Below are 26089 nucleotides of genomic sequence, written 5' to 3'. Positions count from 1 at the left end.
TAGATTGCTGTAGCAATGTATCTAACCATCTTTTTTTGCCCTCTGTTTAGCTAATGGGCAGTTGCTAATCAAGTTTGATTGCTAATTTGTTTATCAATTTAAAAATGAGATCAGCCGTTAGTTTGGCCGTTCTGGAATCAATATCGAAATGTGGATTGAATTCTGCAAAATCGACAGATTTTAGATTAGGCAGATCCAGTAGCATATCGTAGATCATAAAAAACAAATGATCAGGGACAATACCGTTAAATGCCAATGCACTTACTCCCGGTGCATAGGCTGCAGCGAAAGCATCAAGATCAACCGTCAAATACACATAATCCACTAATTTGGAAAAACTAACAATTTTTTCCCGGATCAGATCAAGTTTTTCAATGAGCAAACTCTCTCTTTCAATAATCTGCACATCCTTCTCTTTGGCATAGGCGAGCAATCCTTTGGTATTACTAATTTCCTGAATACCAATTGCTAAGTAATGAAATGGCAAATCTGCTTTAGACTGATCGTGCTCGATTTGATAGAACCCCGTTCCAGAATTCCCTTTGCCATCCTGCAATGGACGGATGTCTAAATGGGCATCCAAATTAATAATGCCAAGACTTTGATTACGACTCTTTAGAAATTTTTTAACACCCAAATAATGGCCATAAGTTACTTCATGGCCACCACCTAAGACGACTGGAAATCCTTCTTGCTCGAGAATACAATTTAAGGCAGCCCCTAGCCCCTGCTGAGATAATTCTAAATCACTGTCTTTTATAAGTATATCGCCGCAGTCTTTAAGTTTTAGTTTATCAGAAAAATGTACAGGAAGGTTTGTTAATACATTCCGGAGTGCTGTCGGTCCATCTTTGGCCCCTACACGACCTTGATTGCGTGCAACACCCTCATCGCTACAGAATCCGAGAAAAGCAATGGACTGCCTTAAATCGGGCTGCTCGAGAAGATCAACACAATCCATTAATTGATGCCAACGCATCCATTCACGATCCTGGCCATCGATACGCCCCTTCCAGACCGCTTGGTCTCCTTTGTTATATATTTCCGGATTATTCAACAATAAGTTCATTCGCTCAGATCAAATAATTGTTCGATAATATCGTCATCTACAAGTTGAGCGCGGGTAACTTGCAATGTGGTATTTCTCTCCATTGCACGATCTAACGCCTGATTAGCTTCCTTATTTCTAGCCCAAGCGCGCCTAGCAATCCCGTTATTCACATCAAAATACAGCATCTTTTCCAATTTAAAAGCTGCTTCTGCAGAGCCATCTAGCAGTAGCCCGAAGCCACCGTTGATGACTTCACCCCAACCGACTCCACCGCCATTGTGAATAGATACCCAAGTAGCCCCCCGGAAGCTGTCACCAATGACGTTATGAATAGCCATATCTGCTGTAAATTGACTGCCGTCGTAGATATTGCTTGTTTCCCGATAAGGTGAATCGGTACCGCTCACATCATGATGGTCTCTTCCCAAAACAATAGGTGCTTCAAATAAGCCACTTTTTACGGCTTCATTAAAAGCCTTTGCTATGGCAATACGCCCATTGGAATCTGCATAAAGAATACGCGCCTGAGAGCCTACTACAAGTCTATTTTTACCAGCTTCTTTGATCCATTGAATATTATCTTGCATCTGCTGCTGAATCTCCACAGGGGCTTCTTTTCGGAGCTTTTCTAAAACTGTCATGGCTATTTCGTCTGATTTTTGGAGATCCGAAGTCTTTCCAGACGTGCAAACCCAGCGAAAGGGTCCAAAACCATAGTCAAAACACATTGGACCAAGAATATCCTGTACATAAGATGGGTAGCGGAACTGATCCTTTTTATCATTCCAAACCGCTGCACCAGCACGACTGCTCTCCAACAGAAACGCGTTACCGTAATCAAAGAAATACGTTCCTTTGGCTACATGCTTATTGATGGCATCGACATGTCGTACCAAGCTTTCTTGTACACATCGCTTAAACCGGTCAGGATCGGTCGCTAACAACGCATTGGATTCTGCAAAGGTCAACCCCATCGGATAATAGCCTCCAGACCAAGGATTATGTAATGATGTCTGATCAGATCCTACCGTGATGTGGATATTTTTGCGATCAAAGGCTTCCCACACTTCGACAATATTACCGATATAGGCGAAGGAAATTGTTTCCTTTTGATCCATCGCCAACTGTACCTGTTCAACGAGTTCATTGATATTTTCTATCAATCGGTCTACCCAACCCTGTTCATGCCGCTTTTTTGCCGCAGCGGGATTGATTTCAGCGCATACGGTGATACAGCCGGCAATATTACCTGCTTTGGGCTGTGCGCCACTCATACCTCCCAAACCAGAAGTCAAAAACACCTTGCCTTGAATGGTATCGTCTACTGCTAAATGTTTTCGAAAAGCGTTCATGACAGTAATTGTGGTGCCATGCACAATACCCTGCGGACCAATATACATATAGGAACCTGCTGTCATCTGTCCATATTGTGTAACACCTAAGGCGTTAAAACGTTCCCAGTCATCCGGTTTCGAATAGTTTGGAATCATCATGCCATTGGTTACAACAACACGAGGTGCATGTTGTGAGGAAGGGAAAAGCCCCATTGGATGACCACTGTAAAGATGTAAAGTTTGCTCATCTGTCATCTGCGAAAGATACTGCATGGTGAGGCGATATTGAGCCCAATTTTGGAAAACAGCTCCATTCCCACCATAGGTAATCAGTTCATGGGGATGTTGTGCTACAGCTGGATCGAGGTTGTTCTGAATCATCAACATAATAGCTGCCGCCTGCTTACTCACTGCTGGATAATCATCTATCGGTCGAGCGTGCATTGCATATTGGGGTCTAAAGCGGTACATGTAGATTCGCCCAAAACTACGAAGCTCCTCTAAAAATTCAGGTGCTAAAACCGTATGCCATTGTTTTGGAAAATAACGCAATGCATTCCGTAGGGCCAGCTTCTCTTCCGACTTGGTGAGAATATCCTTTCGTCTGGGGGCATGACTTATTGTATGATCTCGTTCTACTTTTGGAGGTAATACGGTCGGAATACCTTCCGCAACCTCACTCTTAAATGTATCTTCCATGTTGTTATATTGAGAATACTTCCTGACCATTTTTCCATACTGCTGTAGGCTGCAAGCTTCCTTGGTAGTAGGTAATATCCTGATAATTATCTGTTTTAAATAAACTAAAATCTGCTTTCATGCCCTTGGTCAACACGCCGCGATCCGACAGGTTTAAGGCTTTTGCAGCACGGTAGGTTAGTGCCGCAAGCAGCTCAGCATTCGTCAACTTTTCTGCTGTTGCCAAAATACTCGCACTCGTCAGTAACTGTCCCATGGGCGCGGAACCTGGATTCCAGTCACTTCCTATTGCCAAACATGCCCCTGCATCCAGCAACTTTCTAGCAGGTGTAAAACCACATCCCAGACCGATTGAGGCGGCAGGCAGCGCCACAGCAACAGTAGCTGAGTGTGCGATGAGTTCTATTTCAGCCGCAGTTGATGCTTCAAGATGATCCGCGGATTGCGCACCGAGTTCTACAGCAATCTGACTTCCCGAAGTGGTAAACTGATCGGCATGAATAGTCAGATCAAAACCCATTTCTTTTGCTTTTCGTAAATAGGCCACAATGTCTTCCCCCTGAAAAGCCGTTTTTTCGATAAATGCGTCAATCCGATTCGATAGCCCTTCTGATTTCAATAGGGGAAAAAGATCTGTTGTGATCAGATGAAGATAATCTTTTGCGGATCCGTCGAAGTCCCGTGGGAGCATATGTGCAGCCAAACAAGTTGGAATAAGGTCTGATGCTGTACGACGATCCGATTTCTGAATGCCCCGTAATATCTTAAGTTCTTCTTTAACATTGAGGCCGTAACCACTTTTAACTTCAATTGTTGTGATTCCTTGCCTTAATAGAAAATTTGCGCGCTGGATAGTGAGATCAATCAATTCTTCTGCCTTACAATCCCGCGTATGGGAAACGGTGCTCCAGATCCCACCTTCTGCCGCTGCAATCTCCAGGTAGCTTGAGCCTGCATTTCGAAGGGCGAAATCATTCGCTCGATTACCGGCAAAAGCAATATGTGTATGGCAATCAATAAAGCCTGGCAGAGCGACCTGATCTCCTTCTACAAGTACAAGTGCCGCCTCCTTTCCCCATTGCAGTTGTAATTGCTCAAAATCCCCCACTTCCAATATATGGTTACCCGCTATTAAAATACCTCCTTCTTTAATAATAGCCAATTGTTTATCGTGGAGTGCCCCATTTACGGGCATATTTGACAGCGTTAATACCTGCCTAAAAGGTCCAACTAATTTCAGCTCTTTTTCCATCATTCTTCGTTTAAAACATTTCAAACCTTTGTTTCAAATCCGCTTCAATCTCACCTGTAGCATATTGACGATGCAATGTGATCAGTTCGCCTGATTTTACGAGGCTTAGTGCCTCCGTCAGCAGCTCTTCCATCGGTTGATCGGATTCAATATGCGGAATGGACTGGCGAATTCTTGCATGGATAGCTTCCAATGCTGCAGTCGATTTTAATGGCTGATGGTAATCTTTGGCCTGTGCCGCACATAACAGTTCAATACTTAGTATTTTATCGACATTGTCAATGACCTGCAGTAATTTTCGGCCGGCAATAGATCCCATACTGACATGATCTTCCTGGCCTAAAGAGGTAGGAATACTATCTGCACTTGCAGGAAAACAAAGTCCTTTATTCTCACTTGCTATCGCGGCAGTGCTATATTGTAAGATCATAAATCCTGAATTGAGACCGGTTGACTTCATTAACAATTTTGGGACGCCGTTGGTTTGACCTTCTAAAGACAAATAGACCCTTCGGTCCGAAATATTGCCAATTTCCGATGCGGCCAGTGTGGCATAATCCAAAGGCAGAGCAATTGACTGTCCGTGAAAGCTACCGCCACTAATGGTTAGTTCATCATTAATGATCACAGGATTATCGGTCACTGCATTTATTTCGATTTCTATGGTATCCTTCAAATGAAACCAAGCATTGCGTGATGCTCCATGGACCTGAGGGATACAGCGCAGCGAGTAGGGATCTTGTACACGAGAACAGTCTTTGTGGCTTTCCAAAATGGCCGAGCCATGAAGCATGTTAAAAATGCTTGCAGCGACATAGCGGTTTCCTGGGTGCGGGCGTAATTGATGTAATTCTGTAAAAAATGGTTTTATTGAACCATTTAAGCCTTCAATCATTAAGGTAGCAATAATGTCAGCGTTCTGAAGTACACGATTTAACTCGGCAACAGCCATCACACCATGTGCCGCCATAAATTGAGTTCCATTGATTAAAGCCAGCCCTTCTTTTGCGCCCAGCTGAACCGGTGCCATACCGTGTTTTTCCAAAACGGCAGCTGTCTCCACAATCTCCCCTTCTACGTTAACTTTTCCTAAACCAATCAATGGTAAAAATAAATGTGACAATGGGGCCAAATCACCCGATGCGCCCACAGAACCTTGTTTGGGGACCACAGGAATGACATGATTTTCAATATGCCAAATAATCCGCTCAATCGTCGCATACTGAACTCCTGAAAATCCTTTAGAAAGCGCGTGAACTTTAAGAATAAGCATCAATTTGGCCAAATCGTTGGCTATAGGTTCTCCCATACCGACAGCATGGCTTTTTAGAATATTTTCCTGTAACAGCTGCGTTTGACTTGCATCAATAAGTGTGGTGCACAATGGACCAAAACCTGTATTGATCCCATAGACAACCTCACCGCGCTCTACTATTTTCCTGACATAACTGGCGCTTTGCTCGATCTTATCCTTGACTTCGGGGGAAATTTCCCCGGTAACCGTTCCTTTTGCTATCGCTAAAGCTGTGGAGCATGTTAGCTGCCCACTGCCATATAAAAATTTTTCCATTATCATAACTGCTTTACTCAAATGTACTTGCTATATTTGATAATTAGAAATACCATTTTTATCATCAATTGATAACCATGAATTATCAAATAGAGCTAAGACATTTACTGTATTTTAAAGTATTGGCGGAAGAACTGCATTTTAGAAGGGCTGCCGAAAAATTGTTTATTGCGCAGCCAGGCTTGAGCAGGCAAATTAAGCAGCTGGAGGAATCCTATGGCGTAACATTCTTTGAGCGTAATAAACGAAATGTTCAAATGACTGAAGCGGGGATGTATCTCTTTCAGGAGGTGAAAGAACTATTTAGGCACTTGGATCAGATTGAAACTCAACTTCAAAGTTTTGCCAACGGTAAAATAAGCACCTTAAAGCTGGGGTTTATCGGGTCGGCTGTTCAAACAATCTTACCGCAATTGCTTGTCACCTTAAAACAGCAGCAGCCTGATATCGAGTTATCACTTCACGAACTAGCGAATGAAACCCAGCTGGATCTGCTGGAGAAAAAAGAACTGGACTTAGGGTTTGTTCGTCTTTCCGAAACGCCCCCCGGGTTATGTAGCCTGCCTCTACATACAGAGCACTTTAGCCTCGTTTTACCCAACGATCATCCCCTATTGAAGTCGCCGCAACCAAGTCTTGATGCGTTCAAAAATGAATCATTTATCTTATTTTCCAAAAACTATAGCCACTCGTATTATGATCTCGTGATGAGCATTTTTAGTGATCATAAGTTTATCCCCAAAGTTACTTTACGCACAGTGAATGCTTTAACTATTTTCAATATGGTTGCTCAGGGACTGGGTGTTGCAATAGTTCCTTCATCTTTAAAGAACGGATACCATGTTGATGTCACTTTCCTTGAATTGACCACTTTACCACAACGAACAACGCTCTCTTTAGTTTGGAATGCCCAAAATCGTAATCCCGGTATTCCATTAGTTATTCAGATCATCGCTTCGCAACCCAACAAAACTGGACCTGATACTGCCGGCATAAACAATAATAGCTAAGACTGCATCAAAAGAATGCCAAATAAATTGTTCGGATAAGCTTGTTATTGTATTGCATATAAAAAACAAATTCTCTAAGTTTGATATATTTACTAAACTTTATTTAAAAAACGAATTATGATTTTAGAAGTAGCTGTATTACAAATTATTGAAGGAAAACAGTCCGATTTTGAAAGAGATTATAAAACAGCTTGCCAGTATATTAGTGCGAGTAAAGGTTATATCACGCATTCCTTACGTAAATGTATTGAAAAAGATAACCAGTACATTTTGTTGGTTGAATGGGAAACTTTAGAAGACCATACCATTGGTTTCAGGGAGTCGGCATTATTTAAGGAATGGGAGAAACTTTTACACCATTACTACGATCCATTTCCAACAGTCGAACATTATGAAGTGTTAAAATAGTAGTTTTGTCGTCCTTTTCTACAATAATCTAGTATCTTTGTAGAAATTTTTGATATTCAACTTTTAACCCCTATAACGTCACAAGCGTTATAGCTTTGAACAGAACAAGATGTACACAAAAGAAAAAGCAAAAGTAAATAGTTTTACGGTAGATCATACCAAGTTAAAACAAGGGATCTACGCTAAAGCTTCTACAACCAATAACAGCAATGTTGAGAGTTATACAACTTACGACATTCGCATGATCAGACCGAATTCTCCGGAGCGTATGCTATCACCTGAGGTCATGCATACCTTAGAACATTGTTTTGCAACAGAAATTAGAACCATCTTAGGTGATGAAGTTATTTATGTTGGGCCAATGGGCTGTTGCACGGGATTTTATGTTGTATTGGCTGGAACAGCGAAAACTCCTCAGAACGTGGCGGAATTGATGAAAGAAGTATTAGAGACTGTTCTTACAGAAGGATACGAAGTACCTTTCCAAAATCCAATTAGCTGCGGAAACTACACATTCATGGATTTTCCCACCTCAAAACAGGCTTGTGTTAACTTCTTAAATCTAATTACTGCCGAAGAATTGGAATTTGAGTATCCATATATCGAAGAAAATTAAATGATCCTGAATAAAGATATTGAAACGATTATCTTGGTAGCAAATAAAAATGAGCTATCTTTTAATTCGACAAGTGAATCGACTTTTGTATACGAAATTGGTGTAGGTAAAGTAAATGCGCTCCTGTCCGTAGCTACGCTTTACGAAGACATCAAAGCATTAGGGATCAGTCCTGTTCTTCTCAATGTTGGCACGGTAGGTTGTACAAGGCATCCGATAGGCCATGTCCTTTATCCGGCATACTATGCACAAGGGGATGCTTATACGGATGGATTTTTCCTGGAAAACACCTTGTTTTTTAAAGGTCAAGGCGTATTGGAATCCATATCTCGTGATGAATTTCGCTACGAAGATGCACTTTTGACATCGGATCGTTTTATCAATGTAAATACTGCTTTTTATCAGGATATCAAACATTTTAATCCTTTGGCATTTGATATGGAATCTTATGCCCTAGCGAATTTCTGTTTTCAAAAAAATCTCACCTTTCATAGTATTAAAATTGTTTCAGACAATTGTGATGGCACAGTTAAAGATTGGGAAAGTATTTTAGGAGAAATTTCAGGGAGATTAGGTGATATTCTCGATCAATTCATGAAAAAGCTGGATAACGAAAAAGCTGCTGCGGTCAGTATATCGTAATCTAATGAAATAGCAAAAAAAAGACCTGTAGAAATAAAGGTCTTTTTTTTTGCAAATTACCGTGTTCTTTCTTCAACAGCTTCCCTCTTGTCTTTCTAATTTGAATTTATTCAAACTATTCTCTCCCGAGGTTGTTCAGATAAGTGGATTACAAGCCCATCGTTATTTCAATATAACTCTTCCACACTGCAAATAAATCGATCTAATATTCTTATGAAGAAAAAGAAGAAAATAATAATTTCAAATAGACTGCCGATACAAATAGAACGAAAAAAAGAAAAATTAATCATCAAGCCGAGTGCGGGCGGACTGGCAACCGGTTTAAATTCCGCCTTTGATACGGATGAAATACTTTGGGTTGGCTGGCCGGGAATTGTTCCCAAAGATGAAGAGGAAAAAGAAAAGATTGTCGAGCTTCTCAAACCGATGAGCTTACTTCCTGTTTTCTTATCAAAAGATGAAATACATAATTTCTACGAAGGTTATTCCAATGAGGTCCTCTGGCCTATTTGCCACTATCAGCCGAGCTACATCCATTTTGACCGCGAATATTGGTCTACCTATGTCATGGTAAATAAGAAATTCTGCGAGGCTGCGCTTTCTATCGATGAGCCATCCGATTTTATTTGGGTCCATGATTATCAGCTTATGCTGCTCCCTCAACTGCTGCGTTCAGAGAAACAAGAGCTCAACATCGGTTATTTTCACCATATTCCTTTTCCTTCGGAGGAACTCTTTATGAACATTCCGCAACGTAAAGAATTGGTTGAAGGTTTACTGGGAGCAGATCTTATCGGATTTCATACTTTCGCCGATAGTCAGAACTTTCTAAATGCCTGCAAAAAAATATTGCATGTATCATCTGGACATAACCAGCTCAAGTACAAAGACCGTCATATATTTATAGAATCCTTTCCGATGGGCATTGATTTTGATAAATTCGTCGAAGTCAGCAGTCAGCCTAAAATCCAGTCGATTGCAAGCCAATTCCGGAGCCATTTTCCCGATCAAAAGATTATTATAGCTGTAGATAGGCTCGATTATAGCAAAGGCATATTAGAGCGATTACGTGCTTTTCTCACTTTCCTTGAAAAATACCCCGAATGGCATACAAAAGTTATATTGTATATGCTTATCGTACCCTCTAGGGATAAGGTATCGCAATACAAAAAACTGAAAGATGAGATTAACCGGAAGGTGAGTGAAATCAACTCCATTTATGGCAATCTAAGCTGGACGCCGGTACTATATTTTTACAAATCACTTCCATTCGAGGAGCTGGTTGGATTATATGTTGCATCCGATATCTGTATGATTACATCTACGCGAGATGGGATGAATCTTGTAAGTAAAGAATACATCGCCAGTAAGACTTTATCAAAGGGGGTATTGATTTTAAGTGAGTTTGCAGGCGCCTCCAAGGAACTCGTTGATGCCTTGATTATTAACCCCTATAATCGTACAGAAACGGCAGACAGTATTTACCAAGCGCTTAAAATGCCGCCCGAAGAAATTCAGGAACGTACCGATGCCAATATTCAGATTATACAGAAGTTTAATGTGCAGCATTGGGTGCAGCTCTTTACCAATCGTTTGGCCGAGACCAAAGCCATACAACGTGACGAATGGGCAAGACGAATCTCGGATAAGGTATTGAATAGTATTTCAGAAAGGTATAGCAAAAGTAGCAATAGACTCTTTTTTCTGGACTATGACGGTACTTTGGTCAAATTCCAGAATCATGCCCAGAAAGCGAGTCCGACGACCCTGTTGTATAACCTTTTGGATAATATCATTTCTGATCCACTCAATACATTGGTCATCATAAGCGGCCGATCACAAGAGAGCTTATCGTCTTGGTTTGACGGTCGATCATACTATTTAGTTGCCGAACATGGCATTTGGTCAAATTTCCCAAATTTCAACTGGTCGTATAAGAAAGGATTGGCCCTCCACTGGATGCCTGAAGTAAAAAAGCTGATGGAAAAACTCGCCGATCAAACTCCGGGGGCTTACATCGAGGTCAAGCCCTACTCGTTAGCTTGGCATTATAGAAAAGTGGAACTGGGCTTAGGCGAACTTAAAGCAACCGAGCTAAAGGAGATCTTAAACCCAATGCTCAACGACTATGGATTACAGCTACTGGACGGAAATGCTGTCATTGAGGTCAAAAATACAGAAGTTAATAAAGGTAAGGCGGCATTGGAAATCGCAGGACATATAAAAGCAGATTTCATGTTGGCTATTGGCGACGACATTACCGACGAGGATCTATTCAGGTATCTACCGCAATCGACCATAAGTATTAAGGTAGGCAGCAACAAATCTGCAGCAAAATATTATTTAGATGAACAAGAAGATGTTCTTCAATTTTTAAATCAACTTATCGTAAAATAATGAACGAAAATACAACAGAAAACAGACATATCTACCAATCTGGAATCATTGGAAATTGTTCCTACATAGCGCATGTTGGCATCGATACAAACATATCATGGTTGTGCTGGCCATCGTTCGAAGATAGCTTTGTATTCGGCAGTATGATTGATAAAAATCAAGGTGGAACTTTCAAGATCAGTTCAGAGGAAGCAGTTGTGGAAACCAAGCAGTATTACATCAAAAACTCCAATGTGCTCTGTACGGAAATCCACACGGAATCCTACGCCTATCGTATTACAGATTTTGCACCTCGTTTTGAACAATTCGGGCGGTATTTTAAACCATTGATGCTGATACGAAAGATCGAACCACTGCATGGTGCCCCTAGCGTCAACATTAGATGTCAGCCGACTGCTGACTACGGCCGATTGGCACTTAAGCCTACCCGTGGCAGCAACCATATTCTTTATAGCAACGATCAGGTCGGAGAACGAATTCGACTTACCACTGATCTGCCTATTTCACATTTCTTCCAAGAGGAAAGCTGGACCATTATCGGTGAAAATAAATACCTTATACTGACGTATGATGCTGCTTTCGAATCGGCCATTGTAAGCACCTGTGAGGATTTCCTCCATAAAACGCTCAGTTATTGGCAGCGATGGATTAAAAGGTGTAGTATCCCTAACATTTATCAAACAGAAGTTATCCGATCGGCTCTGGTGCTGAAACTTCATCAATATGAGGATACCGGAGCAATTATCGCTGCATCAACAACTAGTCTGCCCGAATATCCAGGTTCGGGCAGAAACTGGGACTACCGTTATTGCTGGGTACGTGATAGTTATTATGTCTTAACAGCATTGACGCACATCGGTCAGTTTGAAGAAATGGAAAGCTTTGCTAATTATATTGCTGGTATCACGCATCGCAACCCTGGAAGACTTCAACCTTTGTATGGTATCCTTGGTACCACCGAACTGACAGAACATATCTTACCTTACCTAAAAGGCTATCAGGATAACGGTCCAGTGCGGATTGGCAATCAAGCTTTTGAACATATCCAAAACGATGTATACGGCCAAGCAATGATTGCCTTGTTACCTCTTTTCACTGATCAGCGTTTTAAAATCCATGAAAACAAGAATGTTTTAGGCTGGGTAAATTTCATTCTCGAAAAGATTGAGGCTACTATCGAGGAAAAAGATGCCGGTATCTGGGAGTTTAGAAATTTCGCCAACCACCATTGTTATTCCAATCTTTTTCAATGGGTCGGATGTAAGGCGGCCCTATTGATTGCGCGTCAAAATGGTTATCAAGATATGGAGGATCGCGCGAATGTCCTCTTAAAAAAAGCAGAAGCTTACATCGAGGCCTGTTATGACGAAGAGCGAAAAGTCTATCAGAATGCTATTGATAGCCGGAATTTAGACGCCAGTACCTTGCAGCTCATTGTCATGGATTACCTTGACCCAAAATCGGAACGCGCCCTTCATCATCTCGAAATGCTGGAAAAGGAATTAAAAGGTGAAAATGGACTTTTCTATCGCTATAAACATCAGGATGATTTCGGCAGACCCAAATCCACTTTCTTAGTCTGTGCATTTTGGTACGTGGAAGCGCTAGCCTGTGTCGGCCGTGTGGAGGAAGCGAAAGAGATCCTCGAACGTTTGCTGACCTACAGCAATCACCTGGGGCTGTTCAGTGAGGATGTTACCGAGGACAATGGCAGCCAATGGGGCAATTTCCCACAGGCCTACAGTCACGTTGGCTTGATGAATGCCGTTTATCGTCTTGCCATCAAATTAGATAAACCAATTTTTCAATGACATAAAAACAAAATGTGCGATCAAAATAAATTGATCGCACATTTTTGCGCTTATAATTGCCAATTAAATGGCCTTGATAAAATATTACAATTTATCCAGCCAGTTTTCTACCTCTTCTTTGGTTTTTCCGGTCTTTTGTTGCAATTTACCCAACAATTCATCTTCCTTTCCCTCGGCATACAACAGATCATCATCGGTTAAATCTGCATATTGCTGTTTCACTTTACCTTTCAGCTCGTTCCAACGGCCTTTCCATGTTAAATTACTCATAAATGCTCCTTGTTTTTAAAAAATGAAATGTATGTGCTTTTATATTAATGTCTGTTTATAGCTGTCAAAATGTTCACAGATCTCCTCCATCCCGATTTGCTTGCCCATCAAGTCTATAAAACGGTTTTTATACAAGGAAAATATGTATAGTCCCGTTGCCAAACTCCCTATGACAAAAATACCTTCCAGCTCATTGCTCTTCACAAGCTTGTTGTTCAGGTGACACTCTTTGAGTAATGGAATGTTATAAGAAGACCATTTACCCATTTTATCTTTGAGTACCAAACCAATATTTTTTGTCCCTGTCATCATTTCAGCTCCTTTTATTAGAAAAACAGCTACTTTACTTCAAATGTTTTCTAATTTTTGTCATTTTGAAAAGAATAGGTCTTTCATACACAAGAGCAAGTAATTATACGGTGGCGTCCAAAAAAAATGTTTCCAATTGATTAATTGGAAACATACTGTTAAAGATTGCTTTTACTATTTTTTGTTAGCGTTTACCTGGTAAATAGATTTGAAAACCTACGCCAACGCCTAAACCACTCGCACCGCTGCCTGTATTAATATTAGCCTTGCTATAATTGTAGCCAAAGGTAGCTTCCAAAGCAACAGTTCGTGTGATAAAATGTGCATATCCAACATTGGCTCCTACAGCCAGTGCGACATCTTTGCCCCTAGAACTTCCTGAAATACCAATGTCTCCCTGTCCAAAAAACCGACCTGTACTTGATCCCGCATTTGGAAAGTAATAACGCACAAATGGCGCTACACCATAAGTCCATTCATTATCAGCATCTTTTTGAGTAGCCAAGCCAAGATTTGCCTGTGCACCAATAGCCAATCCATCGGACACGAAATAACCAGCTCGTGGTTGAAGTGCTACATTAAATGATTTTCCTTCAAAACTATAGCCAAGATTACCGATCGATCCACCGACCATCCAATTTCCTTGTCGAATAGGTTCAATTCCGACATCCGAGGACATCTGTGGCGTAGTTTCAATTTTCTGAGCATGGGCCTGATACCCAATTCCTGCTGTTATTAATAAAAGAAGTGTCAATTTTCTCATAGTATCTCTATTATCTAAATTACTTTAGTTTAATAACAAGATCGACAAATGAAAAGTTTTAAATTTATTCTTAAAATATATCGTTTTGTCATTTTGTAAAAAAGAGAACCAATCAGATTTGACTCATGTTCCTATTAAAAAGACGATGAATACAGCAATTCAATTTGGTGATGCTATTTCAGATTATTTCCAAGAAAGCTCCCTATTCTTGCACGAAATAGCCCCAATGGAAAACCAACCGGACAGCTACAGTCTTAAGTCCGTATTTAGTCCATCCAAGGTTTCGGATCGAGATACGTTCAATCTCAAACTAGACTCTCCAAAAAGTATGGCTGGCCCCGATCCAAGTGAAGAAGAACAACGCGACCGCACCACTAAAGAAAAGATTAATACAGAAGAGGATCAACATAAAGAGAAACCAGATCATTCAGAAGAAGATATTTATGATGCTGATTCAGATCAAAAGGAAAAGGACAAAAAAAACTCCCACAACTAAGGGAGTTTTTTTGTGAATATAACGAAGAGGTCCGAGTGACCTTTTCTGAGTGCTCCTTTAAGGTTTAGATTGTATAGCATTGATGCTATCCTTCCTAAGCGTGTCTGCTAAACTGGTATCCTTCTGCATGCTCATTTTTTGTTGCTCGCTTAAATTGTATCTTGTTTCATCGGCAGCGCTCGGAGCGATATTGTCTGCCTGACCACTTCCCTCTGCTGGATTTTTGTTTGGATTTTGGCACGCAAAAAATAGTGTGCTGCAAAATAATAACGTTCCCAAAACTACCGTAAATTTCTTACTCTTTTTCATATTCTGTTTTGTTTTTGTGATCAACCTTTTTCTTAAGAACCACATTCAGAACTTATTAGTTTAATAAAAACTGATAAAAAACAATCATTTAAACTTCTGCTTAAAAAAATAGACAGTTCCCATACTCCACCTAATACAGAAGGATACCCGTAATAAAGACATTTTTTAATGGAACAAATACCCAATTGACCGGCCCCTAATCGGCCGCCTATTTTTATCGGGACGCTTTCAATTGTGTATTCTTGTAGCGTTTAGGCTACAAAACGATCAATACGCATGTGTACGTATTTTCCCCCTATGCCTGTTTAAACAAGTTTTAGATGAACCTGAAAACGTAAATGTAGCACTTAAATTGCACCTCCACCTATCAAATAAACATCAATCAATTTAACAAACGATACTATGAGCAATTCCAATTTGAATATTTTAGTCGAGGAAAAAAGAAGTCTTTTGAAACATTTTGCGGGAAAATTCACCAATGATCCCGATGAAAAAGAGGATTTAATTCAAGAGACGCTTATTCGTGCATTGAAATCGATCGATGATTTTATCCGTCATCCAAAATTAATGTCGTGGCTCTACGTTATTATGAAAAATGTTTACATTAACCAATATCGTAAAGCCAAACGTACAAACGACATCCATGAAACCTACATCGGTCTAGAAAGCACTAACACTGTAGAATCCAATAAAAGTGACAACAAGTTTATCGCTGATGATATTCAAAAAGCGATGTGCAGTTTGTCCGAAGAAAATTATCAAGTATTTCAATTATTCCTTGAGGGATACAAATACCATGAGATTGCCACCTATTTTGGCATGCCCGAAGGAACAATCAAAACAAGGATACATATGACGCGAAAAAAGCTTCAAAAACAGCTTAAAATTTACAAATTAAAATAAAACAAAATGTAGCTTTTGAGGTTATTTACCTAGAGTAACTTAACCAGATAGCTGACAATTCGCTAAATAATAAATATATGAAATCAGAAGTTAAAACAAAAAATCAGCACAATATGGTCATTACGCTGATTATCTGTGGCGGTCCCATTGGAAAGGGAAATGGTAAGACCATTGTACAAGCGGCCGTTACGGACACATTAGACAAAAATCAAACTAAAGTAGAGACAGAAAAAGCTAAAAAATCTTCTTCTGTAAATAAAACAAAATAGATGAGAATTTACTCATAGAACATTTGAAATTTATCCATAGAAAGGGTTGTTTTTGTTAAGAAAGTAACCCTTTTTAGTATATTTTTCTTTCTATTTACATGATAGTCCGCCCCCCCCGCCCCCTTTTCCTGTATAAAACCCTTGATTTATGTAAATAATACGCATCTTATCTTTTTTGAAAACTGGAGAGACCTCTCATCCGTTCTTACAAGAAAGATTAAAAATTCACTCATCAGCATGATACAATGGAAACCAACCTTATAAATGACCATAGAATGATCATCGATCTTATACAGATCAACCATGATCGAATTGCTGATTAACAAATGGCAACTGATATGGTCTCAAGCATCCACATAAGAAATTTAAATAACATTTTTGGGTTTAAGCATACGTTGACTTTGGAGATTATTATATGAAAGTAAAAGCTGGTTATACAAGAAAGAAAATAGGCAAGTCTTTTAAATATTTCGATACATCAGGAACAGAAGTATCTGATAAAAAGATCTTAGAAAGAATTATGAAACTGGTTATTCCACCCAACTGGAAGGATGTATGGATTGCCAAAAGTAAGACCAGTGATCTGCAAGCTTTTGGATTCGATCAAAAAGAGCGTAAACAATATATCTACCATACGAAATTCGTTGACCAACGGCAAGCGGCAAAGTTCAGCAATATTCTTTTTATGGGTAAATATTTACAAGAATTAAGAAAGATCAGCACTAAACATCTAAAAAAACAGGTCTGGGATATGGATAAATTGTGTGCAATTGCTTTTAAAATTATGGACAGCACATTAATTCGTATCGGCAATAAGCGCTATACACTGACCAATAAGTCATATGGCCTAAGTACACTGGAAAAAAGGCACGTCACCATCGAAAACAACACGATATCTTTGGCTTATAAAGGTAAAAAGGGTGTTTTTCAGCAAAAGTCATGGTCCAATAGGCAACAAGCTAAGCTTTTGGAAGAACTTTTAAAAATGAAAGGAAAAAGGATATTTCAGATTGATAGTGCTACGTGCGAAAGCACGTTCTGCGGTGCGGCCTTTAATCAGTATCTCCGGGAGAATTCTACAGGTCAGATCAGCTGTAAAAGCATTCGTATTTGGGGAGCCAGTCGAGAAGCTTTTTACCAGCTCGCCCAAACAAAACAGGCTGAGTCGCTTAATGCCCGAAAAAGACAGTTAAACAAAGTCATTAAACATGTTGCTGAGCAACTCGGCAATACAAAGACTGTTTCACAGACTTATTATATCCATCCTGCCATACAACGTTTATTTATGGAGGGAAGATTCCCCAGTATAAAAAGTAAATTACCGCTTGCGAAATTAGAGGATAAATTGTACCGTTTTCTGCTTAAACACACCGATAAGGCAATTGTTTAACGTCCAAACCTAAACCATTCGTCCAATGGATGGCTTAGGTTATTCATCCAGCATGATGCCATATCCATGGCGGCAACAGAAAAAGTGATACCATTTCCACCGAAACCACACACAAAGTATGAGTTTTTAAACTTTTCATGTTTTCCAATATAGGGCAATCCATCTTTGGTTGTTCCAAAAGTACCAGCCCAGGCGAAATCTGCATGAAAGACCCTATCGGTAAAAATTTTGTTAAATGACTTTTCCAATTTAAGTGATTTCGCTGAAATGAGACTATCTCGCTTGATTGGGTCTTTAAATTCTTCATCTTCTCCCCCAATCAGAAACCTATGATCATCTGTGGTACGCATATACAGATAGGGTTCAGCAGTATTCCAAATGAGCAGATCGCGATACCGATCATAATTGTCTTTATCGACTTCTGACACGATTGCGAATGTACTCAATAGATCGACAAATTTTTCAGGAATAAGGTTTGTCGTTTCGTATCCTGTACAATAAATAATTTTCTTCACTTTGATTTTAGCTCCTGTCGAAGTGGTTACAAGATTATGCCCCGACTTATATAATACAGAGCCTAAGGCTGTTTTGTCGAAAATCAATAATCCCTTTCTAACGTTGTATGCCAGCAGTTCATGTGTAAAGCAAAAGGCGTCTATGCTTGCCCCTAAAGCCGAGAGAATTCCAGCATAAGCGCCATGTATAGCATAACGAGCCCTGATATCTTGTTCCGTTAACCATTTAACATCAAAACCCGCCGCTTGTCGGGCTTCAAACTCTTGCTTCAACCAGGAGATATCTTTTTTCCTTGCCGCGTAGTAGAGTGACTTTTTTGTTTGAAAACCAGCTTTGGACCGGATTTTCTTTGCAATTTCCCCCAATTTGACAATTGCTTCACCACAGGCTCTGTAGCTCGCTATTGCGCCCTCTTTACCAATTAATTCCTTTAATCTATACAAAGGCACATCAATTTCATATTGCAACATAGAGGTTGTTGCCGCCGAACTCCCATTCACAATTTCACGCTTGTCGATTAGAATACATTTCTTTCCATCGTTTATGCATTGATGTGCGATCAGCGCCCCTGTAATGCCGCCCCCAACGACAAGAACATCACAGTTAAGATCATCTTGCAAGGAAGGATAACTGTTTAGAAGACCGTTTTTTATTAACCAGAAAGGTTCATTTGACTTTAAATCCATTGTAATAAAAGCTTATTGAATGTTTGTATAACTATTTCTTTTCAGAAATAGTTTGGTTGGCATTTTATTAAATTTCAAACCATTTGAGCATTACCAAGGTTATCCTATTAGCAATTAATAGATTACTTATGCGAGCAATTTGGACGGGGGCTATTGGTTTTGGTTTGGTCAATATCCCAATTAAAATATATAGTGCAACGGAGAATGCAGCTTTAGATCTGGATATGCTTGATCGAAATGATCTATCCAATATTAAATTCAAGCGGGTAAATGAACAAACCGGCAAAGAAGTAAAATGGGACAATATCGTTAAGGGATATTTCATGAAAGACCACTATGTCGTGCTGGAAGATGCAGATTTTGAAGACGCAAGTCCGGAGAAGACCAAACTTATCAATCTTCATGCTTTTGTCAAACTGATGGATGTAGACAGTATATATTTTGAAACGCCCTACTATCTGGAGCCACAGAAAGGTGGAGAAAAAGCCTATCAGTTATTGCTCAAAGCATTAGAAAAAACTAAAATGGCGGGCTTAGGGTCGTTCGTCATGCGAAATGTAGAACATCTAGCTCTTATAAAGCCCTACCAAAATGCATTGGTTTTAAATAAAATACGTTATCAACAGGAAATTAGAGCACTTGATGAGCTTAAATTACCTGCTGCAATTAAAATTCAAAAAGCAGAAATGGATATGGCTACACAGCTGATCGAGCAACACAGCACATCCTTCGATATCAGCAGCTATAAAAATGAATATATGGACGAGCTCCTCAAAATAATCAAACAAAAAGACAAGGGTAAACGTCCTACCATTCGAAAGATGAAAATAGAGCATACAAAAGCAGATGATTTGCTTGCAAAACTTAAAGCAAGCCTTGGTTAAACAAAACACCCTGTGCCATGATACGTAAACTAAAATCGGGTCAATATCGAATATATGCCAAGCATCCTGATAAAGAGACTAACCGACGTCGGAATCTGGGTACTTTTGATACCCTTGAGGAGGCAAAAAAACACGAGCAAGAAATTCAATATTTTAAGCATAAGAAGTGAAATAAGATGAAGAATATCATACCAGAACAGAAAGAAGGCAAGCAACTGGATTGCTTTGAATCCCTCGAGTTTCCAAGTGAGGCTATTGCCGATTTAGCCTATACTTCGGCTATAAACAATCTTAGAAAGGTCAATCATTGGTATGAACTCGCTCAGATTCCTTCCACTGTATTTCAATTAACGACGGGTTATGGTACTCCAATAGATCGTTTACTCGAATTACACGATTATATCAGACTCGATATTCCAGGACCGGGACTTCCCAGTAGTAATGGTTATGATTGGGTGAATGTAGTCAGCCTCATATCAGACAAAACGGACGATTATAGGGTTTTTGCCATAACATTAAAACCTTGCCCCGATCCAAGCCATCCTGGAGATAAAAATACAGCTCATTTTTTTGAAGGGATTTCATCTTCTACCTTTTTGATCGAACAACGGAGGAATAGTATTTTGTTCCAGTACGCTGGAAGAAACGAGATCATCAATGTCGACAATGAGAATATAAGTGATAATGTCAGGAATTATGTTATTGGACTAGCAGCTAAAATTGGGGCATCTTACCCACAATGGAAATCACTTCTTAAAGGGATGGCTCATGCAATCGCCAAAGAGTTTAATGTTCAGCATTAGTTCCTTCTGCCGAACGGAAATTGGCAGCTGCTTTAATTTAAAAGTAAAAAAAAACCAATAAGACAATTTTATATAACTTTATAACATTCTGTTAGCAAAGATTCGATCTATGTTGTCGTAATTTTTTTTGTATATTTATGTATATCATAAGAAGTTTTGGGGTATTATGAATCATACATTTCAATCTAAAAATCAAACCATCATTACGCTTCAATCTTTTGGCAGTCTGGTCATCTTAGATCGACATTTTAATGTCGTTGGGGTAACCGAATCTGTCGTAAATGATCACGACGCCAAAGAGAACTTATTAGGAACTCATTTCTTTGATAGCTTTAGCAATACATTCGGTGAATCGTTATCCAAAATCAAAAATGCAGTAACTGATCTACATGAAAACAGGCAGTCGCGCCATATTTTACCCATTAAAATGAGAAAAGAACGTGTCTACGTAAAATTACGAAGACACGATGAATACTTCTATATCGAGTGGGAACAACAACACAAAAAATACATTGCCGCAAAAAAAATAAATGAGCTTAATTTTTTGCTAGATACTATTCAACCGAATAATTGGGACCGTGTTTGTTCGGCCATCAACAAATTGCTTAATTACGATCGGGTTTTCGTTTTGCAGGTTCAGGAAACGGGATATAGTTCCGTGATTGCTGAACATACAGCAGATGGACAAGCCCATTTCAAAGGAATGGAGTTCTCGAAAGATTTCATGCCTGATGAAGTCTTGTCGTACTATCGGAGCTATTCATATCGATATGCTCCCAATATTAATATCGAGGGCCAAGAATTCTACTATACTGACGAAGGAATTGATCCGGTCTCGAGTTTATTATCCCCTTTACCTGAACTTCATCGGCTTTTTTTAAAAAAGATAAATGTACAAAGCGCCTTGTTTTTTAGAATCTGTATCGATGATGACTTTTGGGGTCTCGTGGTCGCACAGAATGATGAAGAGCGGGTGGTCGATCTGCAGCAGCGAAAACTATGTACGTTTGCCATCCAGGCGGCCACCAGCAAGTATGAGAGCCATGTCAAACAAAATCTGTTGGAAAGAACGGAGCTTCTTAAACTCGCTGAAGAAGAGTTAAAAAGGAGTCTTTCTGAAAATAAAATGGTTAATTGTGCTTTGATACAGCATATGGATATTCTGACCCAGCTGGTCAATGCAGATGGATTGGCCATATTTAATCAGGGCGATGTCTTTAACTATGGTCATTCTCCGCAGAAAGCACAATTTTATGAAATCATTCAATTCCTGCAAAAACATACCGATAAAGCCCTCTTCAAAGATTATAACTTTCGACTGAATCATCAGGATAACTTTAACGATAAACTTGATTTTGCGGGCCTCATGTATCTAAAGGTTGGCTTGGAAAACGATTATTACCTGGTTTGGTTTAGAAAGGAAAACCGCAATCAGGTGATGCAGATGGAGCTGAAAAATGAGCCGCATGATAACAAACAGCTCAAAATTTGGGAAGATATGCGCTATGACGTTGCCAAACCCTGGAATGATGCTGAAATCAATTTTGTCCTTCGTCTGAATCAGATTATCAAGGAATCCATTTTTGCAAAACTAAAGGAACGTCAGTTGCTGAATGAAGAGCTTCTGAGCTTGAACAATGAGTTGGAAATGTTTACACATACCCTTTCTCATGATTTAAAAAATCCCTTGTCCATCTTAAAAATGGGCATACAGTTTCTACAGCAGCACTCCGACAATATTGATTTTACAAAAATCAATAAGTGGTACCAGAATTTCAGCAGAAGCGTTACAAACATTGAAGATATTATCAACAATATGGTCCAGTTGAGCCAGCACCGTTCCAGCGTTTTAGACAAGGAACCACTTCCAATGGCCTATACAATTCAGCGCATATTTCAAGAAAACAGCATTTTATATAACGTCAATAATTGCCAACCCACTTTTGGTACCCTATTACCAATTTGGGGCGAAAAAAGTGCCGCGTATCAAATTTTTTCAAATTTAATTGTTAACGCAATAAAATATTCTGCACAAGCAGACAGGCCTTTAGTGACAATAGATAGTTCCGACGAAGACGATTATACGCATTATCAGATCAAGGATAACGGTATTGGCATACCAAGTGACCACCTGCCCCATATTTACGAAATGTTTACCAGAGCCGACAATGTGGGATCAATACCTGGTACGGGCATTGGGCTTTCGCTGGTGAAACGGATAATGGAACGATTGGGAGGAAGTATAGCAATTGAATCAGAGGTTGGTATAGGCACCGTTGTCCATCTCTACTTCCCTATTGTTAAGCCATTTCCTGAGCAAATGTTACTCGATTGATCTTTGTTTCAAATCCTGAACTCTTTCAAACTATTTTCCATCTAACGTTGTTCATTTAAGGAGAGTATATCATCCAATAAAAAGGATCGTATCACTTAAAAAAGAAATTGAAAATGGAAGAGATATTGCAACATGCAGTAGTAAAACGAGGTTTAATTATTGCCTATTATTTTAGTAACATCTGGTATCGTAAAGGATTGTTCGGGGAACGTACTATTCCCGATTCAAATGACACTGATCCCATCGAACATCCTGAACCAGCTATAGATGAAACCGATCCTGAAGAAGAGGAGAATATCAACTACACACATAAAAATCCGCAGCCAAGAAGCAGTATAAGCCCTGGAAAGAAGTCTACCGCTAGCTGGGATGAAAATGTCGAAAATCGGGCCATATCCAAAAAGACAGATTGACCCAGGGTCAATCTGTAAAGACATTCAACTGTCCTTTTTCATCAAAAAAAACATCGCTAATAAAAACGATACGCTGATCTCCCGTCTCTAGGGTGCGGCCATGATATACACAGCGGATTTTTCCTTCCTTGTCCTGAAATAAACTATTATGCCCAGTACCCGAAACCACTCCACCTCTATTGGTATTCTTTTCAATGATCGGATTAGATGCCGATTTTTGATAGCTTCCCAAAGGAGCAGTTGCTGTTGCGTAGCCAACAGCATAATTGGCTCCTGCAAAATAATTGGCCGAATACATCATGTAGTATAATCCGTTTTCTTTGACTAAAAAAGAGCCTTCTGTCCATCGTCTATTGACCTCACCTGAAGTAACTGATCTACTTTCCCATTCTGATTGTGCGTCGTTCATCGTAGCTGGGGGGCGCATTAAAAGAACCGGATTCCCTATCACCTTCGTCATACTGCTATCCAATTCGACTCCGTAAACCCAGCTTTCTTCAATATTTTTATAACCAAATTTCTTCTCCGCCCAAGTTGCAATTTCTGATTCCACAGGATGTTCGTAGCAGCAGCGTGAATAGAACAGATAATTTCTATGGTCTGTATCTCTAAAAACATTCGCGTCAATGATGGGATATCCAGGATCAAAAATAGGTTTCCCGCTCAGATCTTTAAATGGCCCCAATGGATTATCCGCCACTGCAACCCCTATACGATAGTTTTCCAGATGTTTTTTGGGATTTTCTTTCCAATGAGCACTATAATACATGTAATATTTGTTATTCACACGATAGACTTCAGGAGCCCAGAAATCCTTTTCCCCCCAACCATTCGGCTGTTTGGCATCGTATACTTTTCCCTCCTTTTTCCATGTCTTTAGATCTTTGGAACTATAGGCTATAAATCCATTTTCAGTCCCGCCGGTTCCATATAGATAGTATTGATCCGAAGGTGGATCGAATACAATAAAAGGATCACCAAAGGCTACATCTGTTTGATAGGATTTTCTAGGTTGTCTCGATCGTTGATCTGTGCTTAAAAATCGAAACTTTGCAGTTTCGAATTGGGGAACCAAGACACCGCTGCTATTTGCCACAAATTGAATCGGTACTATGGCTGTCCGCCGAGGTGCAACTTTTTCATCTGAAAAATGTGTATGACAGACGTAATACCATTGCTTTCCTTTTTTGAAAATGTCGCCATGTCCAGTTCCGGCAAATCCGCTATTTTTTCGGCTTAATGCTGGCTGACCTTCCAGTTTTTTCCAGGGTCCATAAATATTTTCGGCGATAGCAACACCCACAGCGTAGTCCTTATTCCGAAAATCATTTGCCGAATAGAACATATAATAATATTTTCCCTCTCGAATGATGGTGGGACCTTCACTTACTGTCCAGTCGGCATTTGCCGTATTTTCCCAGGCAAGTTCTGCATGGAGACATTCTTTCAGCGTTTCTTCCTTTATTCCGGAATAATCTGACTTCAGCTCCGCCACAAAAATTCTATTCCCTTCCTTTAACCTTACATGAAATAGGTATTTTTTTCCATCTTTATCGCGGAATACAAACGGATCAATTTGCTTTTGTCCGATAGCAATTGGCACTTTAGCTGTTTGCTTAAAAGGACCCGCTGGAGCATCACCGACTGCGATTGCAATATGCTCATCGGCTGTGTAAGCCATATAAAACTTACCATTCTCAAACCATACTTGCGGTGCCCAAAAACCTTTTGATCCAAAGATATCGCCCTTTACAGCCGCAAAACCTGAATTAATTCCCTCCGGACTTACCCAGGAATCTAAATCCTTGGACTGGTATACTTTAAAACCCTGTTGTTCATCATGATCACCATTCGTACCATAGAGGTAATAATTTCCTTTGTGATAGAATATGGTCGGATCCGCTTGAAAAATGCCATTTATCGGCATGTGCACATTTTCAATCTGATCTTTGTTTACAGTTTGCGCAAATGTACTTTGGACAAAAAACAGCAAGAGAGCAATAGGCAGCAAATATATTTTGTTCATTGATTATAATACATCATATAGGTGAAAACCTAAAATTGAACAAATATTTGCTAAGATTGGAGGTAAATCGTATCAATTGAATATCATTTTGTATCAGATTAAAAATCTCCTGATAAATTTATTGAAATCCATTCCTCTTCTATTCCCACAACCCCATTTTTTATCCAGACTTTTTCTATCCGAAAACATTTCGATATATACACCAACATACTGACACTATCTTTACGGATCAAAATTTCCCTGATCATTTGCCAGGAAAATTTTCGCTAATTTAAAATACCTCTTTCAAAAGCAAACTTAACCAGATGTGCCGTGTTTTTTACGCCCGCTTTGTCTATGAGGTTCTGACGATGGCCCTCAACAGTACGCTTACTTAAAAAAATCTTATCTGCAATTTCGACATTCGTGTAGCCTTCCGCAATCAATTTTAATACTTCCAATTCCCGCTCTGAGATATCAAAATCCGTTTGCAATTCTCCTGGGATCTGCGCATAGCTTTGACCAGAACGGACTTGATCTAAAAGTATCATGGCGATCTCTTCGCTCATGTACCGCCCGCCGTTAGCAATATGATTCAACCCAAAAAGCAATTCGTGATAGCCAACATTTTTGACCAAATAGCCAGCGAGACCAGATTCAAACGCCTCAATGACATAATTAATCTGATTCAGCATGGATAGTATAACCACTTTAATAGATGAATACTGTTTGTTTAGGACCTGAAGCAATTCCATGCCGTCCATTTCATCCATACTGATATCCGTTAAGACGATATCAGGAACAGAATTTGCACTTAGGAAGTCGAGCGCCTCTTTGCCATTCGACGCTTCGCCAACGACTTCAAATCCTTCTTGAGATTCTAATAGTAATTTTATTCCGTTACGTACAACCATGTGGTCTTCAACCAATAGGATTTTTATCATTATT

General features: G+C 39.6%; 26 protein-coding genes. 15 read left to right on the top strand and 11 right to left on the bottom strand.

Annotation, left to right across the window (positions count from 1 at the left end; all coding sequences use genetic code 11):
* Nucleotides 1–64: 64 nt before the first annotated feature.
* From hutG to hutH, 4 genes are read right to left on the bottom strand one after another with little or no spacing between them, the layout of a single operon-like run.
* Entirely contained in the window at nucleotides 65–1069 is a 1005-nt protein-coding gene (gene hutG / locus B4N43_RS13080) for a formimidoylglutamase (RefSeq protein ID WP_286735212.1), read from the bottom strand.
* Nucleotides 1066–3084, bottom strand: a complete 2019-nt coding sequence (locus B4N43_RS13075; protein WP_286735210.1) for a urocanate hydratase — start codon at nucleotides 3082–3084, stop codon at nucleotides 1066–1068. The genes hutG and B4N43_RS13075 overlap by 4 nt, the downstream gene beginning before the upstream one ends.
* A 4-nt stretch (nucleotides 3085–3088) precedes the next feature.
* Nucleotides 3089–4339: an imidazolonepropionase gene (hutI, locus tag B4N43_RS13070; protein ID WP_286735207.1), complete on the bottom strand. Its 1251-nt coding sequence runs from the start codon at nucleotides 4337–4339 to the stop codon at nucleotides 3089–3091.
* Between the two features lie 7 nt (nucleotides 4340–4346).
* Nucleotides 4347–5906: a histidine ammonia-lyase gene (gene hutH, locus B4N43_RS13065; protein ID WP_075992692.1), complete on the bottom strand. Its 1560-nt coding sequence runs from the start codon at nucleotides 5904–5906 to the stop codon at nucleotides 4347–4349.
* Nucleotides 5907–5983: 77 nt separating this feature from the next.
* On the opposite strand from hutH, the gene B4N43_RS13060 reads away from it, so the two are divergent.
* The 6 genes from B4N43_RS13060 to B4N43_RS13035 all read left to right on the top strand — a co-directional run bounded on the left by B4N43_RS13060 (nucleotide 5984) and on the right by B4N43_RS13035 (nucleotide 12790).
* Nucleotides 5984–6916 carry a LysR family transcriptional regulator gene (locus B4N43_RS13060; protein ID WP_075992693.1) on the top strand — a complete coding sequence of 311 codons (933 nt, stop codon included), beginning with the start codon at nucleotides 5984–5986 and terminating at the stop codon, nucleotides 6914–6916.
* Between the two features lie 117 nt (nucleotides 6917–7033).
* Complete coding sequence (locus tag B4N43_RS13055) at nucleotides 7034–7324, top strand: antibiotic biosynthesis monooxygenase family protein (RefSeq protein WP_075992694.1); 291 nt, start codon at nucleotides 7034–7036, stop codon at nucleotides 7322–7324.
* 109 nt (nucleotides 7325–7433) lie between these two features.
* Nucleotides 7434–7940, top strand: a complete 507-nt coding sequence (locus tag B4N43_RS13050; RefSeq protein WP_075992695.1) for an S-ribosylhomocysteine lyase — start codon at nucleotides 7434–7436, stop codon at nucleotides 7938–7940.
* A complete protein-coding gene (locus B4N43_RS13045) occupies nucleotides 7941–8582 on the top strand; it encodes a hypothetical protein (RefSeq protein ID WP_075992696.1) in 642 nt (213 codons plus the stop codon). It begins immediately after the preceding gene.
* Between the two features lie 213 nt (nucleotides 8583–8795).
* The gene (locus B4N43_RS13040; protein ID WP_075992697.1) at nucleotides 8796–10979 is read left to right on the top strand and encodes a bifunctional alpha,alpha-trehalose-phosphate synthase (UDP-forming)/trehalose-phosphatase; all 2184 of its coding nucleotides are present in this window, start codon (nucleotides 8796–8798) and stop codon (nucleotides 10977–10979) included.
* Entirely contained in the window at nucleotides 10979–12790 is a 1812-nt protein-coding gene (locus B4N43_RS13035) for a glycoside hydrolase family 15 protein (RefSeq protein WP_286735201.1), read from the top strand. The genes B4N43_RS13040 and B4N43_RS13035 overlap by 1 nt, the downstream gene beginning before the upstream one ends.
* An 84-nt stretch (nucleotides 12791–12874) precedes the next feature.
* On the opposite strand, the gene B4N43_RS13030 is transcribed toward B4N43_RS13035, so the two are convergent.
* The 3 genes from B4N43_RS13030 to B4N43_RS13020 form a co-directional block, all read right to left on the bottom strand.
* On the bottom strand, nucleotides 12875–13060 hold the full coding sequence (locus B4N43_RS13030; RefSeq protein ID WP_075992699.1) for a CsbD family protein: 186 nt from the start codon (nucleotides 13058–13060) through the stop codon (nucleotides 12875–12877).
* A 39-nt stretch (nucleotides 13061–13099) separates the two neighbouring features.
* Nucleotides 13100–13372, bottom strand: coding sequence for a hypothetical protein (locus B4N43_RS13025; protein WP_157626102.1), 273 nt, complete (start codon nucleotides 13370–13372; stop codon nucleotides 13100–13102).
* Between the two features lie 181 nt (nucleotides 13373–13553).
* A complete protein-coding gene (locus tag B4N43_RS13020; protein ID WP_075992701.1) occupies nucleotides 13554–14132 on the bottom strand; it encodes a hypothetical protein in 579 nt (192 codons plus the stop codon).
* Nucleotides 14133–14277: 145 nt separating this feature from the next.
* On the opposite strand from B4N43_RS13020, the gene B4N43_RS13015 reads away from it, so the two are divergent.
* Nucleotides 14278–14628 carry a hypothetical protein gene (locus B4N43_RS13015; protein WP_075992702.1) on the top strand — a complete coding sequence of 117 codons (351 nt, stop codon included), beginning with the start codon at nucleotides 14278–14280 and terminating at the stop codon, nucleotides 14626–14628.
* A 57-nt stretch (nucleotides 14629–14685) separates the two neighbouring features.
* Here B4N43_RS13015 and B4N43_RS13010 read toward each other — a convergent pair whose 3' ends face one another.
* The gene (locus B4N43_RS13010) at nucleotides 14686–14937 is read right to left on the bottom strand and encodes a hypothetical protein (RefSeq protein ID WP_153848526.1); all 252 of its coding nucleotides are present in this window, start codon (nucleotides 14935–14937) and stop codon (nucleotides 14686–14688) included.
* Between the two features lie 402 nt (nucleotides 14938–15339).
* Here B4N43_RS13010 and B4N43_RS13005 point away from each other — a divergent pair, with 402 nt between their 5' ends.
* The 3 genes from B4N43_RS13005 (at nucleotide 15340) to B4N43_RS12995 (ending at nucleotide 17499) form a co-directional block, all read left to right on the top strand.
* A complete protein-coding gene (locus B4N43_RS13005; protein WP_075992704.1) occupies nucleotides 15340–15840 on the top strand; it encodes an RNA polymerase sigma factor in 501 nt (166 codons plus the stop codon).
* A gap of 77 nt (nucleotides 15841–15917) precedes the next feature.
* Nucleotides 15918–16109 (top strand): hypothetical protein, encoded by a 192-nt coding sequence (locus tag B4N43_RS13000; RefSeq protein WP_075992705.1) that lies wholly within the window; start codon nucleotides 15918–15920, stop codon nucleotides 16107–16109.
* Nucleotides 16110–16524: 415 nt separating this feature from the next.
* Nucleotides 16525–17499: a DNA topoisomerase IB gene (locus B4N43_RS12995; RefSeq protein WP_075992706.1), complete on the top strand. Its 975-nt coding sequence runs from the start codon at nucleotides 16525–16527 to the stop codon at nucleotides 17497–17499.
* Here the strand turns inward: B4N43_RS12995 and B4N43_RS12990 are convergent.
* On the bottom strand, nucleotides 17496–18701 hold the full coding sequence (locus B4N43_RS12990; protein WP_286735192.1) for an NAD(P)/FAD-dependent oxidoreductase: 1206 nt from the start codon (nucleotides 18699–18701) through the stop codon (nucleotides 17496–17498). The genes B4N43_RS12995 and B4N43_RS12990 overlap by 4 nt on opposite strands.
* 128 nt (nucleotides 18702–18829) lie before the next feature.
* Here B4N43_RS12990 and B4N43_RS12985 point away from each other — a divergent pair, with 128 nt between their 5' ends.
* The 5 genes from B4N43_RS12985 to B4N43_RS12965 all read left to right on the top strand — a co-directional run bounded on the left by B4N43_RS12985 (nucleotide 18830) and on the right by B4N43_RS12965 (nucleotide 23136).
* A complete protein-coding gene (locus B4N43_RS12985; RefSeq protein WP_075992708.1) occupies nucleotides 18830–19585 on the top strand; it encodes a Ku protein in 756 nt (251 codons plus the stop codon).
* A gap of 17 nt (nucleotides 19586–19602) precedes the next feature.
* Nucleotides 19603–19755 (top strand): hypothetical protein, encoded by a 153-nt coding sequence (locus tag B4N43_RS12980; protein WP_172840694.1) that lies wholly within the window; start codon nucleotides 19603–19605, stop codon nucleotides 19753–19755.
* 6 nt (nucleotides 19756–19761) lie between these two features.
* Nucleotides 19762–20388 (top strand): hypothetical protein, encoded by a 627-nt coding sequence (locus tag B4N43_RS12975; protein ID WP_075992709.1) that lies wholly within the window; start codon nucleotides 19762–19764, stop codon nucleotides 20386–20388.
* Between the two features lie 166 nt (nucleotides 20389–20554).
* The gene (locus B4N43_RS12970; RefSeq protein WP_286735187.1) at nucleotides 20555–22723 is read left to right on the top strand and encodes a GAF domain-containing sensor histidine kinase; all 2169 of its coding nucleotides are present in this window, start codon (nucleotides 20555–20557) and stop codon (nucleotides 22721–22723) included.
* A gap of 113 nt (nucleotides 22724–22836) precedes the next feature.
* Nucleotides 22837–23136: a hypothetical protein gene (locus tag B4N43_RS12965; protein WP_286735185.1), complete on the top strand. Its 300-nt coding sequence runs from the start codon at nucleotides 22837–22839 to the stop codon at nucleotides 23134–23136.
* Nucleotides 23137–23143: 7 nt separating this feature from the next.
* Here B4N43_RS12965 and B4N43_RS12960 read toward each other — a convergent pair whose 3' ends face one another.
* Nucleotides 23144–25162, bottom strand: coding sequence for a glycoside hydrolase family 43 protein (locus tag B4N43_RS12960; protein WP_286735182.1), 2019 nt, complete (start codon nucleotides 25160–25162; stop codon nucleotides 23144–23146).
* 266 nt (nucleotides 25163–25428) lie between these two features.
* A complete protein-coding gene (locus B4N43_RS12955) occupies nucleotides 25429–26085 on the bottom strand; it encodes a response regulator transcription factor (RefSeq protein ID WP_120334324.1) in 657 nt (218 codons plus the stop codon).
* Nucleotides 26086–26089 lie beyond the last annotated feature (4 nt).

The sequence above is a fragment of the Sphingobacterium sp. UBA1897 genome (assembly GCF_002337775.1).
GTDB classification, from domain to species: domain Bacteria; phylum Bacteroidota; class Bacteroidia; order Sphingobacteriales; family Sphingobacteriaceae; genus Sphingobacterium; species Sphingobacterium siyangense.
This window is presented reverse-complemented; position numbering and strand designations above follow the sequence as displayed.

Coding starts and splice junctions, on each gene's coding strand:
- B4N43_RS13050 (WP_075992695.1), top strand. CDS start 7,434: ATGTACACAAAAGAAAAAGCAAAAGTAAATAGTTTTACGGTAGATCAT.
- B4N43_RS12980 (WP_172840694.1), top strand. CDS start 19,603: ATGATACGTAAACTAAAATCGGGTCAATATCGAATATATGCCAAGCAT.
- B4N43_RS13025 (WP_157626102.1), bottom strand. CDS start 13,372: ATGATGACAGGGACAAAAAATATTGGTTTGGTACTCAAAGATAAAATG.
- B4N43_RS12985 (WP_075992708.1), top strand. CDS start 18,830: ATGCGAGCAATTTGGACGGGGGCTATTGGTTTTGGTTTGGTCAATATC.
- B4N43_RS13035 (WP_286735201.1), top strand. CDS start 10,979: ATGAACGAAAATACAACAGAAAACAGACATATCTACCAATCTGGAATC.
- B4N43_RS12970 (WP_286735187.1), top strand. CDS start 20,555: ATGAATCATACATTTCAATCTAAAAATCAAACCATCATTACGCTTCAA.
- B4N43_RS13045 (WP_075992696.1), top strand. CDS start 7,941: ATGATCCTGAATAAAGATATTGAAACGATTATCTTGGTAGCAAATAAA.
- B4N43_RS13005 (WP_075992704.1), top strand. CDS start 15,340: ATGAGCAATTCCAATTTGAATATTTTAGTCGAGGAAAAAAGAAGTCTT.
- B4N43_RS13000 (WP_075992705.1), top strand. CDS start 15,918: ATGAAATCAGAAGTTAAAACAAAAAATCAGCACAATATGGTCATTACG.
- B4N43_RS13055 (WP_075992694.1), top strand. CDS start 7,034: ATGATTTTAGAAGTAGCTGTATTACAAATTATTGAAGGAAAACAGTCC.
- B4N43_RS13015 (WP_075992702.1), top strand. CDS start 14,278: ATGAATACAGCAATTCAATTTGGTGATGCTATTTCAGATTATTTCCAA.
- B4N43_RS12965 (WP_286735185.1), top strand. CDS start 22,837: ATGGAAGAGATATTGCAACATGCAGTAGTAAAACGAGGTTTAATTATT.
- B4N43_RS12995 (WP_075992706.1), top strand. CDS start 16,525: ATGAAAGTAAAAGCTGGTTATACAAGAAAGAAAATAGGCAAGTCTTTT.
- B4N43_RS13075 (WP_286735210.1), bottom strand. CDS start 3,084: ATGGAAGATACATTTAAGAGTGAGGTTGCGGAAGGTATTCCGACCGTA.
- B4N43_RS13010 (WP_153848526.1), bottom strand. CDS start 14,937: ATGAAAAAGAGTAAGAAATTTACGGTAGTTTTGGGAACGTTATTATTT.
- B4N43_RS12960 (WP_286735182.1), bottom strand. CDS start 25,162: ATGAACAAAATATATTTGCTGCCTATTGCTCTCTTGCTGTTTTTTGTC.
- hutI (WP_286735207.1), bottom strand. CDS start 4,339: ATGATGGAAAAAGAGCTGAAATTAGTTGGACCTTTTAGGCAGGTATTA.
- B4N43_RS13060 (WP_075992693.1), top strand. CDS start 5,984: ATGAATTATCAAATAGAGCTAAGACATTTACTGTATTTTAAAGTATTG.
- B4N43_RS12955 (WP_120334324.1), bottom strand. CDS start 26,085: ATGATAAAAATCCTATTGGTTGAAGACCACATGGTTGTACGTAACGGA.
- B4N43_RS12990 (WP_286735192.1), bottom strand. CDS start 18,701: ATGGATTTAAAGTCAAATGAACCTTTCTGGTTAATAAAAAACGGTCTT.
- B4N43_RS13040 (WP_075992697.1), top strand. CDS start 8,796: ATGAAGAAAAAGAAGAAAATAATAATTTCAAATAGACTGCCGATACAA.
- hutG (WP_286735212.1), bottom strand. CDS start 1,069: ATGAACTTATTGTTGAATAATCCGGAAATATATAACAAAGGAGACCAA.
- hutH (WP_075992692.1), bottom strand. CDS start 5,906: ATGGAAAAATTTTTATATGGCAGTGGGCAGCTAACATGCTCCACAGCT.
- B4N43_RS13030 (WP_075992699.1), bottom strand. CDS start 13,060: ATGAGTAATTTAACATGGAAAGGCCGTTGGAACGAGCTGAAAGGTAAA.
- B4N43_RS12975 (WP_075992709.1), top strand. CDS start 19,762: ATGAAGAATATCATACCAGAACAGAAAGAAGGCAAGCAACTGGATTGC.
- B4N43_RS13020 (WP_075992701.1), bottom strand. CDS start 14,132: ATGAGAAAATTGACACTTCTTTTATTAATAACAGCAGGAATTGGGTAT.